11 protein-coding genes are annotated in these 14,587 nt (G+C 67.6%); 5 read left to right on the top strand and 6 right to left on the bottom strand.

Features of this window, described 5'->3' with window-relative positions; all coding sequences use genetic code 11:
* Positions 1-2 precede the first annotated feature (2 nt).
* The 3 genes from NUG21_RS03630 (at position 3) to NUG21_RS03620 (ending at position 1,973) form a co-directional block, all read left to right on the top strand.
* A complete protein-coding gene (locus NUG21_RS03630) occupies positions 3-662 on the top strand; it encodes a hypothetical protein (protein WP_019796124.1) in 660 nt (219 codons plus the stop codon).
* Positions 659-901: a hypothetical protein gene (locus tag NUG21_RS03625; RefSeq protein WP_019796123.1), complete on the top strand. Its 243-nt coding sequence runs from the start codon at positions 659-661 to the stop codon at positions 899-901. The genes NUG21_RS03630 and NUG21_RS03625 overlap by 4 nt, the downstream gene beginning before the upstream one ends.
* Positions 902-1,367: 466 nt before the next feature.
* On the top strand, positions 1,368-1,973 hold the full coding sequence (locus NUG21_RS03620; RefSeq protein ID WP_263392308.1) for a tail assembly protein: 606 nt from the start codon (positions 1,368-1,370) through the stop codon (positions 1,971-1,973).
* A gap of 36 nt (positions 1,974-2,009) precedes the next feature.
* Here the strand turns inward: NUG21_RS03620 and NUG21_RS03615 are convergent, their stop codons facing one another.
* Positions 2,010-2,630: a hypothetical protein gene (locus NUG21_RS03615; protein ID WP_019796121.1), complete on the bottom strand. Its 621-nt coding sequence runs from the start codon at positions 2,628-2,630 to the stop codon at positions 2,010-2,012.
* A 68-nt stretch (positions 2,631-2,698) separates the two neighbouring features.
* Positions 2,699-2,911 (bottom strand): DUF4224 domain-containing protein, encoded by a 213-nt coding sequence (locus NUG21_RS03610; RefSeq protein ID WP_019796120.1) that lies wholly within the window; start codon positions 2,909-2,911, stop codon positions 2,699-2,701.
* Between the two features lie 639 nt (positions 2,912-3,550).
* On the opposite strand from NUG21_RS03610, the gene NUG21_RS03605 reads away from it, so the two are divergent.
* The gene (locus NUG21_RS03605; RefSeq protein WP_019796118.1) at positions 3,551-3,781 is read left to right on the top strand and encodes a helix-turn-helix transcriptional regulator; all 231 of its coding nucleotides are present in this window, start codon (positions 3,551-3,553) and stop codon (positions 3,779-3,781) included.
* Between the two features lie 179 nt (positions 3,782-3,960).
* Here the strand turns inward: NUG21_RS03605 and NUG21_RS03600 are convergent, their stop codons facing one another.
* A complete protein-coding gene (locus tag NUG21_RS03600) occupies positions 3,961-4,743 on the bottom strand; it encodes a DUF3800 domain-containing protein (protein WP_263392307.1) in 783 nt (260 codons plus the stop codon).
* 206 nt (positions 4,744-4,949) lie between these two features.
* Here NUG21_RS03600 and NUG21_RS03595 point away from each other — a divergent pair, with 206 nt between their 5' ends.
* On the top strand, positions 4,950-5,234 hold the full coding sequence (locus NUG21_RS03595) for a hypothetical protein (protein ID WP_263392306.1): 285 nt from the start codon (positions 4,950-4,952) through the stop codon (positions 5,232-5,234).
* A gap of 587 nt (positions 5,235-5,821) precedes the next feature.
* Here NUG21_RS03595 and glgB read toward each other — a convergent pair.
* Genes glgB through NUG21_RS03580 form a run of 3 tightly spaced genes read right to left on the bottom strand, consistent with a single transcriptional unit; the run spans position 5,822 to position 14,513 of the window.
* Positions 5,822-8,005, bottom strand: a complete 2,184-nt coding sequence (glgB, locus tag NUG21_RS03590) for a 1,4-alpha-glucan branching protein GlgB (RefSeq protein WP_263392305.1) — start codon at positions 8,003-8,005, stop codon at positions 5,822-5,824.
* Positions 8,002-11,355 (bottom strand): maltose alpha-D-glucosyltransferase, encoded by a 3,354-nt coding sequence (gene treS / locus NUG21_RS03585; protein WP_263392304.1) that lies wholly within the window; start codon positions 11,353-11,355, stop codon positions 8,002-8,004. Before treS ends, glgB begins: the two co-directional genes overlap by 4 nt.
* A complete protein-coding gene (locus NUG21_RS03580; protein ID WP_263392303.1) occupies positions 11,352-14,513 on the bottom strand; it encodes a maltotransferase domain-containing protein in 3,162 nt (1,053 codons plus the stop codon). Before NUG21_RS03580 ends, treS begins: the two co-directional genes overlap by 4 nt.
* Between the last annotated feature and the right edge of the window lie 74 nt (positions 14,514-14,587).

Below are 14,587 nucleotides of genomic sequence, written 5' to 3'. Positions count from 1 at the left end.
TCATGTCCATCGTCGAAGAGATCCGCGCGGCAATGAGCCGCGATAACCCGCTGAGCGCGCAGGAGGTCAGCGGCATGCTGGCGAAACTGCAGCCCGAGCTCGTCCGCTGCAATGCCCGCTGGGAAGAGATCGCGATCGCCGGCCCGCGATCCGCGAACAACGGTCCGCTCTACCGAAAGCTGCTGATCAGCGGCAGCGTGGACGAGATCGCGAAGATGCAGCAGGAGTTCGATCGCCTATCGATCGAGCGGGACCGCATGCGGGCTATGCAGAACAGCCTCTCCCAGCTCCGCAACCTCGCGCTGCTCAGGGAGGCCGACGAAGGCCTGCCCGACCTGCAGAAGCTTCTGGTAGCCGCCATCGAAGGTGCAGAGGCGAAGCAGCGGGAGCTGGAAGCTTCGTTCGACGCTGTGGAGCAGCTGTACTTGGGAATCGCTCAGGCGCGCGGCCAGTTGAACGCCGCCGGCATCACGCCCAGGCCCGAGCAATGCGCTGCTGCTGCCACGATCGACAGGCTGGCGGTGCTGAGCCCGTTGTCGCGCGGCCAGCGCACGTCCATGCACCGCGATGCCAGCGTGCACAGCGGCAATATCGGGATCGTGCGCGTGGGGAGCGGAACCGAAGATGCTTCGCGCGGCCGCGCCGCGGAGTGGCAGGCATGAACCGCACAAAGCTGCTGCTGGATGCCCACCAGCTCGCGCCCGACGCGTTCTTCACCGACGACCAGACGGATCACGAGATCCGCCGTAGCTTGGTCCTCGCCTTCATGGGCCCTGATGTAGGTGTCGACCTCGACAGCGAAGACCAAGTGGCACGCATGTTCGAAGCCATGCTGCGCACTGGCGTGACGGTAGACGGCGGCGCACGCGGCAGCCGGCCGCAGGCGCAGCTGCTGCACTGAGCAACCGCGCGGGGAGTTGCTCCTCCGCGCCGGGCCAGCCGGGAGGTGCCCGCGACAACACCCGGCAACCGCTGCACTTGGGTTGAGTGTGAGGCGGTCGGATCCCGCTCCGGCGGGATCTCGTTCTCCAGGATCAATTTCAGAGGATGCGTGCAATGGCAGCGAAGCATGGGAGCGACATCGGCGGAGGCAGATGTGAGGTCGCACCAGACCTCCGTGCCGAAGTCGCCGCGGTGATGGCGGCATGCAGGACGATATGCCCGCGGCTGGCGATGCAGGCCGTAAGCAGGGATCCGGACGTGGCTCATTCGATCGGCGCCGCCATCTGCAGGGGCGAGCGGCTCATGATCGCGTTCGACGTCGATAGCCCAGATCCCCTAATGCGCGTCGTGAGCATCGGCGCAGACCAAGTTGCCACCCAGCATGTGGCTTTCGGGGCGATCGCCCCAAGCGAAAGGAGGAACTGATGATCGAGCAACCCAAGGTCAGGATCGTGCGCCTGTACGGCGCGCTGCGCGCGCGCTTCGGCAAGGAGTTTCGCCTCGCCGTGGCGTCGCCGGCCGAGGCCGTCCGCGCTCTTTCGGTGCAGCTTCCCGGCTTCCAGGCGTTCCTCATGGGCGCCAAGGACCGCGGCATGGCCTTCGCCGTCTTCGCCGGCCGGCGCAACCTGGGCGAGGACCAGCTCCACGACCCGCCCGGCGAGGACATGATCCGCATCGCGCCGGTGCTGCAGGGAGCGAAGCGCGGCGGCACACTGCAGGTCATAGTCGGCGCTGTGCTCATCGCTGCCGGCTACGCCCTCAGCACGCTTTCCGGTGGCTCCCTGGCGTGGATCGGCGTACCGCTCACCAATGCCGGCATCGCGATGGTGCTCGGCGGCGTGGTCCAGATGCTGTCTCCAACCCAGAAGGGCCTCGGCGCGCAGGACAGCCCGGCCAACAAGCCAAGCTATGCGTTCAACGGCCCGGTCAACATGCAGGCCCAGGGCAACCCGGTGCCGGTGGCCTACGGCGATACGTGGTGCGGCTCGGCCGTCATCAGCGGCGGCATCTTCGCAGAGGACCAGGCGTAGAGACGCCCCACGGGCGCGGAGGGATGCACGTAGAGGTCAGTCGGGATTTTCCACCTTGGCATAGCCGCGCTGGCCGCGTATAGAAACGTCGATGTCGATCAACTCGTTGTGCAGGTTGCGCAATCGATAGAGGTAGCCATCCAGGATGTCGTGGTCATCCGGATCATCGTCTTCCCCTGTTCTCGCTATGCAGGAGCTGTAGTCGGCAATACGCACTGCCATCTCGCGAACTTGCAGCCAGACGCCCAGATACTTCGCGTGCGGCAGTTCGTTGAGATGGAGTTCCCGCGCACCATCAGCTATGGACTGCCACTCCGCTTCATGGCCCCACATGCGCAGTCCATACCGTCCGGCTTTTGTGCTTGCCTGTTCCCGCAAGCTTTCAGCTTCCCCCAAGAGATACCTGCAAAAAATGAGGTACTGGTCGGCAGCATCCCTGCGCTTCTGGGCATCGAGCCACCGCGGCACAAATGCAGCGGCGACGATGGCGACCACCGACATCACAGCCTGGACCCATGCCGGCCAAGCCGGGTCCTTCATCCACATAGGGACGACGCCCCAGGATGGCCAGGTGAGCGCCGCAGTCAAGGCGAGGACCACCACGATCGCTAGCGCGTAGGGGACAAGGCTGAACTGTCGGATGCTGCGGTCCTTCATGGCATTCCTTGCTCCTGGCGTTTCGCCGGATTCTAGCGAACGCCGACCGAGCCACGGAGGTTGCGCTTCTAGGGAAGGGCCTTGTTCGGCTTCCAGGCCGGCAGCGGCGCAGGGGTGATCGGATCAGCGCCGATCGCGGCACGAAGCACGACCGGCCGACCGTTGTTGTCGATGTAGTGTCGGATGCCATTTCGCCGCAGGAACTCCAGCTGCTTTGCCCTGATCGGGGTACGCGTGAACTCCTGGATCTCATCGCGAGACAGACAAAGCCCCAGTTCCATTCCACACCTCAGCCGCATCGAGAACGATGCACCCATCCTGAGTGATCGATGCGATGACGGCAATGTGGCCGCGCTCATCCGCGCAACGATCTCGCCAGCCGCTTCTCCTCCCTGGTGGGCTGCACCTCTACCCTGGCTGCGGAACCTTTAGCGACCTCGCGGCGCAGCCTCGGCGCGTGAGCGCAGGCCCACCGCTCGACCGAGCGCATCGCCGCGCGCCTGCTACGAAAGTAGGCGTGTGGGCACGAGCCAGTGCTCTCTCGATGACGGTTCACGTTCGCGATCCAGATCCCACGGATCGCGGTCTGGCTCACGCCGGCGACGATCTTCCCGGCGCACCTGAGCCAGTCCTGCCCCCACCGGTTGGTGGGTTCCCATTCGATGTCGTCCGGCAGCGCCATACCCGCATGCTACGGCCGGCCGTCGCACCGGCCGAGACGGGCCGATGAAGGTTCCAGGATACCGGCCCGGCGCTGCTCAGGCGCCCGCGGGGTTGAGCTGCCTATGGCGCCCGCGTCCGGCATGGCTAGAATCGCCTGCCTGCCGGCGCCTGGGTATCAGCGATCGGCGCAACGTAGCATCAGGGAATTCCGACACCGATCTCAGCCAGCGAGCCGCCGCCGCGTCAGCATTGGCGCCATGAGCAATTCGACCGGTGCTGCTGATCACCCTTCCGGACCGCGCCCGCTGCGCTTCCTGCGCATTCGCGAGGTGCTGGCGCGCACCGGCCTATCGAAGTCCACCCTGTACGCCCGCGTCCGCGCCAGCGAGTTCCCGAAGCCTGTGCCGCTAGGTACCCTGTCGGCCTGGGTGGAATCGGAGGTCGAGGACTGGATGGAGGCTCGAATCGCTGAACGCGATGCTGGCTGAATGCACTGATTTTTTAAGGCTCCCTAACACAGCGGCGCCGGTCAGCACAGGCTGCTGTATCAGCAGCTAGTGAGATCACTAGGATGTATATTTACTCAGCAGGTATGCGCGGGATCAACCTCAGGTCGCCTCCGGGTGGCAGCGTCTAAGACGTGGGATCCTGAGGCCCGGGACCTGCCCTAATTCCAACCCGCCCCCTGCAGCCACTCGACTCCAGGGGGCGGTCCGTTTCGGATGATCTCAGCCGGCATCACCTTCACCCCGTAGCCAAAGCGCTGGCCGCGGTGAGAGTACACGACAGGGCGCAGAAGTTCAGCGTATCTCGGCTCAGTGAATCCATGGCCGTTTTGATTGACGCCATACCACATAGCAGAGGCGACAGCGTCCGCAAGCTGGAGGCCCATGCGCTTACTGTGCTCAAAAATTTTGACGTCCCGGCAATTGACTGAAGTCCAGTCGATCCGCACATCCCACTCGGTGCTGTGCTGTTTTAGGCGATCGAGGTACGTGCAAAGTTCCGCGTATGACATGTTGGATCGGTTGGAAAAGATCAACCGCGCCACATGCGCAGGATCCGTTCTCCGATCACGACAAAGCCAGGAAACTCGCTCCAAGAGCAGGCGAGTGGCGTAATTGTAGAGACGCCCTTTTTCAGAATATGCGTCTGCATCCAACGAGGGCTTATGGATGAGCACGGAAACTACCCTGAGCCGAGCAGCTGCGATCTGTTGCAAATAGGGTAGCCGCTGCTCATGCCGCAAATCACGGAAATGGAGGTCAGCCCGCTGATGCTTCCTCAAGCGCTCTCGAACCTGATCAACGAGCTTGACCGTTTCCAGATCTGATTCTGCCCGCGTGATCACAGCAGCCAGCGCAAACCAGCGCGAACTCCCCCGATTCTCCTCCTTGAATCGAAAGCCCTCGTCGCCTGATTCGTCGATATAGACGTTGAACGCGTGCATCATGCTTCTCGCGAATGATTGCAGACGAGTCTAAGAGCTGCCCAAGCTACGGGCTAGGGACAAGTCTGTGGATAACACGTTGAGAGACGGTCGTTTTGACCGTGCACGCAGCCACTTGAAGCGCGAGCACCGGCCGAACACTTTTCCGCCAGCCGGCAGAACGCTCTGCCAAGAGTTATAAGCTGGCAACACTTACGGAGATGCCCATGCAATCGATCGAAGAGAAGGTGTTAGCCCTCACGGAGCGCGCGTTCCGTTCCGAGGCCCGGCTGGATCTCATGATGAGTGCGGTTCTAGCGTTGGTTGGGACACACCCTGAGCCTAAGCGCCTTTTGGAGGAGTGGCGGATCCTTTCTTCGATACCGCTGGCTAACACTGCGGCAGAAGCCAATCAGAGCTTTCAAGGCGAGGTGCAAGCAGATGAGACGCGGGAGATGCACGCGATCTGGGACGAGGCGTTTCAGCGGGCCGCGGGCAACCTCGACGACTGAGCTGCATGGATGGCAGCACGCATCGCAGATGCCAGAAAGCCGCGTGTAGTTCCGGTGTAAGGATGTCGGAAATTCCCGGGGTTTCACCGCGAAAATCGGAAAGCGGGTGTGCACCAATATCCGTAGAAACCGCAGGTTTTCAGGGCATTTTGAGCGAACTGAGGGCTGACGGAAACTCAGCGGAACCGGATTATGAGTCCTCTGCTCTAACCGTTGAGCTATAGGCCCGGATGCGTCCGGAGCGGGCGGGCGATGCGTCGGCCGCCGGCTTGGCGCCTCTGGCGTGCATGCAGAGGAAGGCGCCGAGGCGGGCGTGAGTTTAACGGTCGGGGCGGTGGGCTGTCTGCCCGGGGCGGTAGACGGGGCCGAGAATTGCGCTCGGCCTGTGGGCTCAGCGGGTTGGGCGCCGAGGACTGCACCTAACGGGTGCGAATCCTCGGCATCTCGTGCGGTTAAGGCTCGGGTGCTGACAGTAGGGCGGGAAAGCGTCGGGACTGAAGTCCCTCCCACAACAGCCGGCTTCTTCCGGGCAGCCGGCTCTTTCCGCGCTCTAGCCACGGCCCCTTCGCTTTCTCGCCCTACTCGCCCTACTCCTCCACCCCAAGCACCAGCACCGCCAGCGGCGGGATGGTCAGCACCAGCGACGCCGGATGCCCATGCGCGCCGACGTTCTCGGCCCGCACGCTGCCACCGTTGCCGGTGTTGCTGCCACCGTAGATCTCGCTGTCGGAATTGAGCAGTTCGCGCCAGCGGCCGGCGCGGGGCACGCCGATGCGGTAGCCGTGGTGCACCTGCGGGGTGAGGTTGGCCACCACCAGCAGCGGGGTGTCGCCGCTGCGGGCTTTGCGCAGGTAGGCGAACAGGCTGTTGCCGGCGTCGTCGCCGATGACCCAGGCGAAGCCTTCGGGTTCGTCGTCGCGCGCGTGCAGTGCGGGGTGCTCGGCGTAGAGGCGGTTGAGGTCGCGAACCAGGCGTTGGATGCCGCGGTGGTTGTGCTGGTCGAGCAGGTGCCAGGGCAGCGCGGCGTCGTGGTTCCACTCGGTGGGCTGGGCGATCTCGCAGCCCATGAACAGCAGTTTGCGCCCGGGGTGGGTGTACATGTAGCCGAGGTAGGCGCGCAGGTTGGCGAAGCGCTGCCAGTCGTCGCCGGGCATGCGGCCAAGCAGGGAGCGCTTGCCGTGCACCACTTCGTCGTGGGAGATGGGCAGCATGAAACGCTCGGAATACGCGTAGACCATGCTGAAGGTCATCTCGCCGTGGTGGTAGCGGCGGTAGATCGGGTCGAGCTGGATGTAGTGCAGGCTGTCGTGCATCCAGCCCATGTTCCACTTGTAGTCGAAGCCCAGGCCGCCGTGGGCGAGGTCGGCGGTGACGCCGGGCCAGGCGGTGGATTCTTCGGCAATGGTCATGGCGCCGGGCGCCTGGTCAGCCACCACCTGGTTGAGCCGGCGCAGGAAGGCGATGCTCTCGTAGTTCTCGCGGCCGCCATGGATGTTGGGCACCCACTCGCCGGCGTTGCGGCTGTAGTCGCGGTAGAGCATGGAGGCGACCGCGTCCACGCGCAGGCCGTCGACGTGGTAGCGCTGCAGGAACTCCAACGCGCTGGCGATCAGGAAGCCGGAGACTTCGCGACGGCCGTGGTTGTAGATGAGGGTGTTCCAGTCGCGGTGGAAGCCTTCGCGCGGGTCGGCGTGTTCGTACAGGGCGGTGCCGTCGAAGTGGGCCAGGCCGTGCGCGTCGGTGGGGAAATGCGCCGGCACCCAGTCGACGATGACGCCGATGTCCTCGCGGTGGCAGCGGTCGACAAAGCGGGCGAAGCCTTCCGGGCTGCCGAAGCGCGCGGTCGGCGCGAACAGGCCCAGCGGCTGGTAGCCCCAGGAGCCGCCGAACGGATGCTCGGTGACCGGCAGCAGTTCGATGTGGGTGAAGCCCATGTCGGCCACATAGGGAATGAGCCGCTCGGCCAGTGCGTCCCAGTCGAGCATGCTGCCGTCGGCGGCGTGCATCCACGAGCCGGCGTGCACCTCGTACACGCTGATCGGCGCCTGCGGGGCGTGGCGGCGCGCGCGGGTGGCCATCCAGGCGTCGTCGCGCCACTGGAACGGCGTGGGGTCGGCGACGATGGAGGCGGTGCCAGGCGCCAGTTCCGCCTGGCGCGCGACCGGGTCGGCCTTGGCCGGCAACTCTTCGCCGCGCGGGCCGCGCAGGGCGAACTTGTAGCGCGCGCCGGGGCCGACGCCGGGCACGAACAGCTCCCACACGCCGGCCTGGTGGCGCAGGCGCATCGGGTGACGGCGCGCGTCCCAGCTGTTGAAGTCGCCGATCACCGCCACGCGCGAGGCGTTGGGCGCCCATACCGCGAAGCGGGTGCCGCGTTCGCCGTCGACCTCGACCACGTTGGCGCCCAGCGCGTCGGCTAGGTGCAGGTGATGGCCTTCGGCGATCAGGTGCAGGTCGAAGTCGCTGAGTTGTGGGCCGAAGGCGTAGGCGTCGGCGGTGTCCTGCTCGCCGCCGGGCCAGCGGATGCGCAGGCGGTAACGCGCCTCGCCCGGCAGTTCGGCGTGGAAGAAGCCTTCCGGCCCCTGCTGCAGCGGCACTTCGCTGCCGTCCTCCAGCACCGCCAGCACCGCATCGGCGCCCGGCTGGTAGCTGCGCAGCACCCGCGCATTGCCGAGGCGATGCGCGCCCAGCACGGCGAACGGGTCGCCGTGGCGGGCGGTGGCGAAGGCGCGTTGCGTCGCGTCGTCCCAGACGTGGACGGCATCACTCATCGAATCGACTCCTGGGGCGCGGGAAAGCGGTCGAGTATGCGCAACAGTCCCTGTATGGGCACCATGATCCATGCCGGGCGGTTGGCGGCCTCGTAGCGAATTTCGTAGCAGGCCTTCTCGATCAGGAACAGCAAGGTGGTGGCCTCGAACGCGGCCGGCGCCACCCACGGGTGCGGACTGGCGTCGAGCACGCCGCGGTAGGCGGCCAGGAACGCGGCGCTGGCGCGGCTGCGGAACGCGGCCAGGAACGCCTCCTGCGCGGTATCCAAACCCGCGCCCACACGCGCGGCGGTGCCTTCCTCGCCGCGCGCGGACACTTCGCTGGCGTAGTCGAGCGAGCGCAGGAAGCCGGCCACGTCGTGCAGCGGGCTGGCCTTGGCGCGGCGTTCGTCCAGCGACTTGGCTGGCTCGCCTTCGAAGTCGATCAGCACCACGTCGTCGAACGCGACCAGGATCTGGCCGAGATGGAAGTCGCCATGCACGCGGGTCAGCAGCGCACCGGACAACAGCGATGGCGCCTGCTGCAGCCAGGCATCCAAACGCGCGCGCTCGGCCAGCAGGCTGTCCACCGCGGCGTGTTCGGCCGGGTCGTCGTTGGCGTCGCGATGCGCCAGCAGCGTGTCCCACATGGCTTGCACCTCGTGCACCACGCCGTCCACCACCTGCTGCGCGGCGGCTGCGTCCACCGGCTGCGGCGCGAACGCGGGCGCGTCGGTGGGTTGCGCCAGCACCGCGTGCAGTTCGGCCAGGCGCCGGCCGACCAGGGCGGCGAAGGCGTCGTAGCCGGCCACGCTCTCCAACCGCGCGGCGTCGTCCTGGGCGGCGTCGTATTCCTCGGCACCGCGCGCCAGGTGATCCAGCGTCCAGCGCCAGGCATCGCCCTGGTTGCGCACGAAGCCCTGCAGCAGGGCCAGCGTGGTCTCGCTGCCGTCGGCCTCGACGCGGGCGACATGGCCCAGCAACGGCGCGGCGTTGGCGTAGCCCAACTCTGTGAGGCGCTCGCCGATCTCGATCTCCGGGTTGATGCCGGCCGACACGCGCCGCAGCAGCTTGAACACCGCGGCATCGCCGACGATCAACGAGCTGTTGCTCTGCTCCGCCGACAGCCAGCGGATCTCCGGATCGGTGGGGATGTCCACGCGCTGCAGCGCCTGCGTCGGGCAGAAGCGGATGCGCTCCGCGGTCGCCTCGGCGCCAGCCTCGCCATCCACGCGCAGCTCCGCCTTGTCGCGCAGCGCGGTGAGCATGCTCAGGGTGAAGGGTTTCAGCGCGAAGGCGTCGGTCAGGTAGCCGACCTCGCGGCCGTGGCGCACGCGCGCCAGCGCCAGCTGCTCGGCCAGCACGCTGGGCTGCTCGCGCTCCCAGACGATGCCCAGCGGCAGGATGTAGCGCTCGTGCGCGCCGTCGTCCAGTTCCGCCTCGATCTCCAGCAAGGTCAGGCCGTCGCCGCCGGACAGCGGCGTACGCCGGGCGATGCGCACGCTGCGCAGCGCGCGGTCCTTGGCCGCGAACCAGCGCCGCGTGGACAGCCATGCCGGCAGGATGTCGCGCTCCAGCGTCGGCAGGTGCGGCTGCAGACCGGCGCTGTCGGTGCCGCTACGCAGCACCAGCGTCTGGTAATCCGGCAACGGCACCGGCGCCGGCACGTGCCAGTCCGGCAGGGTGGCATTGCCGACCAGTTGGAAGGCGTAGAACCCGAACGCCGGCACGGTAAGCAGGTAGGTCAGGCGCCCGATCGGCGGGAAGCTGCCGCCGCCGAGGATGTCCACCGGCACCCGGCCCTCGAACTCGGACAGGTCCAGCTCCACCGCCTGCAGCGTGTGCGAGAGGTTGGCCACGCACAGCACGGTCTCGTCCTCGTGGCAGCGCAGGTAGGCGAGCAGCCGGCGGTTGCCCGGATACAGGAAGCGCAGCGCGCCGCGGCCGAAGGCGCGGTAGCGCTTGCGCACCGACAGCACGCGGCGGGTCCAGGTCAGCAGCGAGTACTGGTCGCGCTGCTGCGCTTCCACGTTGACCGCCTGGAAGCCGTACAGCGGGTCCATGATCGGCGGCAGTACCAGCGCGGCGGGATCGGCGCGCGAAAAGCCGCCATTGCGGTCGATCGACCATTGCATCGGCGTGCGCACGCCGTCGCGGTCGCCGAGGTGGATGTTGTCGCCCATGCCGATCTCGTCGCCGTAGTACAGCACCGGCGTGCCGGGCATGGTCAGCAGCAGCGAGGTCATCAGTTCGATGCGGCGGCGATCGCGCTCCAGCAGCGGCGCCAGGCGCCGGCGGATGCCCAGGTTGATGCGCGCGCGGCGATCAGCGGCATAGGTCTGCCACAGGTAGTCGCGCTCGGAGTCGGTGACCATCTCCAGGGTCAGCTCGTCGTGGTTGCGCAGGAAGATCGCCCACTGGCAGCTTTCCGGGATCTCCGGGGTCTGGCGCATGATGTCGGTGATCGGGAAGCGGTCCTCGCGCGCGATCGCCATGTACATGCGCGGCATCAGCGGGAAGTGGAACGCCATGTGGCATTCGTCGGCGTTCTCGCCGAAGTACTGCTGGGTGTCTTCCGGCCACATGTTGGCCTCGGCCAGCAGCATGCGGTCGGGGTATTCGGCATCGAGCGTGGCGCGGATGCGGCGCAGGATGGCGTGGGTCTCGGGCAGGTTCTCGTTGGAGGTGCCTTCGCGCTCGATCAAATACGGCACCGCGTCCAGGCGCAGGCCGTCCACGCCCAGGTCCAGCCAGAAGCGCATCACTTCCAGCACCGCCTCCAGCACCGCCGGGTTGTCGAAGTTCAGGTCCGGCTGGTGCGAGTAGAAGCGGTGCCAGAAGTATTGGCCGGCCTCAGGATCCCAGGTCCAGTTGGACTTCTCGGTATCGCAGAAGATGATGCGGGTGCCGGCGTAGTCCTGGTCGCTGTCCGACCACACGTAGAACGCGCGCTCGGGCGAGCCGGCCGGGGCCATGCGCGCACGCTGGAACCAGGGATGCTGGTCGGAGGTGTGGTTGATCACCAGTTCGGTGACGATGCGAATGCCGCGCGCGTGCGCCTGCTCCACGAAGCGCTGGAAGTCGGCGATGCTGCCGTAGTCCGGATGCACCGCCATGTACTCGGCGATGTCGTAGCCGTCGTCGCGGCGCGGGCTGGGGTAGAACGGCAGCAGCCAGATCGTGTCCACGCCCAGGTCGGCGATGTAGTCGAGCTTGGAGATCAGCCCGGGAAAGTCGCCGATGCCGTCGTCGTTGGAGTCGAAGAACGACTTGACGTGCACCTGGTAGATGATCGCATCCTTGTACCAGCGCGCATCGCCGGCCGGTGCGCGCGGCTCGAGTTGGGGGGACGACGGCGCGGCGACATTCATGCAGGGGCTCCGGCGCGGATGCGCCACAGGGAGAACGGCCGCGACGGATCGAGGCGGATGTGTTGGGTCTTGCCGTACCAGGTGAAGTCGTGGCCGTCCCACAGGTCGCGCACGGCGACGCTGGCATGGTCGGGCAGGCCCAGCTCCCACAGCGGCACTTCGATCTCCGCGTTCTGCGGCGCATACGGGTCCAGGCTCACCGCCACCAGCACCAGGCTGCGGCCGCGCGCCAGGTGTGCGGCGTCGAGGAACTTGCCGAAGTACAGCACCTGCTCGTTGTGCGCCACGTAGAAGCGCGTGCCCAGGTGCGACTGCAGTTCCGGATGCTGGCGGCGCAGCAGGTTGAGGCGGGTGATCTCCTCGACGATGTCGCCCGGGGCGCGCTCCGGCCACACGCGCAACTGATACTTCTCCGAGTCCAGGTACTCCTCCTTGCCCGGCAGCGGCGTGGCCTCGCACAGCTCGAAGCCCTGGTACATGCCCCACAGCCCGGACAGCGTGGTCGCCAGCGCGGCGCGGATCAGGTGGCCGCTACGCCCGCTGTGCTGCAGGAACAGCGGATTGATGTCCGGCGTGTTGACGAAGAAGTGCGGGCGGAAGCACTCGCTGGGCGCGCCACTGTTGAGTTCCTCGATGTAGGCCTGCAGCTCGGCCTTGTGCTGGCGCCAGGTGAAGTAGGTGTAGGACTGCGAGAAGCCGACCTTGGCCAGCCGGTACATCGGCTTGGGCCGGGTGAAGGCCTCGGACAGGAACACCACCTGCGGATGGCGTCCGCGCACCTCGGCGATCAACCATTCCCAGAACGGGAACGGCTTGGTGTGCGGGTTGTCGACGCGGAACAGGGTGACGCCTTCGTTGACCCAGAACAGCACCGCATCGCGCAGCGCGTTCCACAGCGCCGGCACCGCGCCGCTGGCGTAGAAGTCGACGTTGACGATGTCCTGGTACTTCTTCGGCGGATTCTCCGCGTACGGGATGGAACCGTCGGCGCGCCAGGTGAACCAGTCGGGGTGGTCGCGCAGCCACGGATGGTCCGGCGCGCACTGGATGGCGAAGTCCAGGGCCAGCTCCAGGCCGTGCTCGGCCGCGGCCGCGCGCAGGCGGCGAAAACCGTCGAGCCCGCCCAGCTCGGGATGCACCTCGGTATGCCCGCCCTCGGCCGAGCCGATCGCATACGGGCTGCCGGGCTCGCCCGGCTCGGCGGTCACGGCGTTGTTGCGGCCCTTGCGGTTCTTCTCGCCGATGGGATGGATCGGCGGCATGTACAGCACGTCGAAGCCCATGGCCTGGATGTGCGGCAGCCGCGCGATCACGTCGTCGAAGGTGCCGTGGCGCTGCGGATCGCCGCTCTGCGAGCGCGGGAATAGTTCGTACCAGCTGGCGAAGTGCGCGGCGCGGCGTTCGGCCTCGACCCTGAAGGTCATCGGGTATTCGGTGCGGAACGGCTTGGCATCGGCACGCGCCATCGCCTCGGCGGTGTCGGGCTCGAGCAGCAGTTGCGCCTTCTCGGCCAGGTCGTCGGTGCGTGCGATGCGGGTGGCGATGGCCTTCAGCCGCGTGGCCAGCGCGCCGCGGCTGCGCCCGCGTGCCGCCTCGACCTGGGCCAGCGCCTCCTGCGCGTCCACCGGCAACAGGGTGCCGGCGGCGCGCTTCTTTTCCAGATCGGCATGGGTGGTGGCGTAGACGTCGCGCCAGGCCTCGATGCGGAACTCGTAGCGGCCCAGGCGTTGCAGCGGGAACTCGCCGCGCCAGCGGTCGTTGCCGAGCGCACGCATCGGCGCGCTCGACCAGGTGCGCGCATCGGCGGCGCGCCACAACAGCGCCACGGCAATGCGGTCGTGGCCGTCGCAGAACGCATCGGCTTCCACGCACACGCGGTCGCCGACCGTGCGCTTGACCGGGAAGCGCCCGTCGTCGACCGACGGCGTCACCGCCTCAAGGCACACCCGTGCCTCGCCCGCGGCGACCTCGGCGGGCGTGCGCGCCCGTGCCGCGGTCAGCACCGGGCGCGCCGGCAGGCTGCGATAAATGCGTACCTCGCCCGCTTCCAGGGTGCCGCCCTGCTCGCCCTGGATCGGCTCGCCGTGGTCGCTGAGCAGGCCTTCGCTGTCGCCGAGCAGGCGCAGCAACGCCGGCCCCGGCACCGGCAGCAGGTGGTCGCGGTCGCTGTTGAGCAGCACCAGCCACGGCGCGGCGTCCAGCGGCTCCACCGCGACCGCGGTCAGCGCGCCGTCGCGCAGCAGCGGGCGCAGGCGCAGCGATGCGCTGGCGTCGGGCAGCGATGCGGCCGGCGTGGTCGCGTCGTCCTCGGCCGCGCCGTGCTGCGCAGGCGCGGACTGCCCATGTTCGGTCGGTGTGTCCTGCGCGGCGATCGCCCAAGCCCCACCGAAGGCGGCCGCCAGGCGCTGCCGCTGCGCGCGCGGCAAGGGCAATGGCGTCTCCGTCGGCGTCCCGGCATCGACGGTGGCGACCACGCAACGCGCCAGCGCGCGCAAGGCGCTGTCCTCGTCGAAGAACCAGTCGCCACGGCCGTCCCACCAGGCCAGCGAGGAGAACGCGGCATCGAAACCGGCGCCACCCAGGCCGCGCAAGGCGTCCAGGCCCAAGCCGGGCGTCCACGCCAGCAGCCGCGCGTGCGGCGCCTGCGCGTGGACCTCGCCGATCAGCGTGCGCCACAACGGCGCCGGGATGCGCTCGGGATGCAACACGCGGAAGCCGGCCACGCCGCTGCGCAGCCAGTCGACCAGGCGCGCGCTCCACCACTGCGCCAGGCCCGCGCCTTCTTCCGCGGAGGCGAAGCGGCCCACCGCGATGTCCGGCGCGGCACGTTCGGCGCGCGGGTCCGGCAGCGCCGAGCTGCGCGCGCGGAACCAATGCGGATGCTCCTGCAGCAGGCGGCTGCTTCCGCCGATTTCGTCGATACGCAGATCCAGCACGACCCGCAGGCCATACTGTTCGGCACGCTGGATCCACTTGCGCAACTGCGCCTGACCTGCGGCGTCGTCGGCCGCCGGATCGTGCAGGCGTCCGTCCGCGTCCTGTGCGAACGGATTGGGCAAGACGATGTGATCGCAGCCCTGTGCCTGCGCCGCCGCCATGGCCGCGTCGAGCGCGGCCGCATCGTGAAGAGGAAAGGGGGACAGCAGGCAGACATGCATTCGGAAGATCCCGTTCGACGAATGAGAAGGACACGTCGCCTCTGCGCGCCGTTGCCGGCAGCGCCGATCGCGCC

The organism is Xanthomonas sp. CFBP 8445, from assembly GCF_025666235.1.
Classification (GTDB): domain Bacteria; phylum Pseudomonadota; class Gammaproteobacteria; order Xanthomonadales; family Xanthomonadaceae; genus Xanthomonas_A; species Xanthomonas_A indica.
The sequence above is the reverse complement of the archived record's forward strand: the minus strand, read 5'-3'. Positions and strand labels throughout refer to the sequence as shown.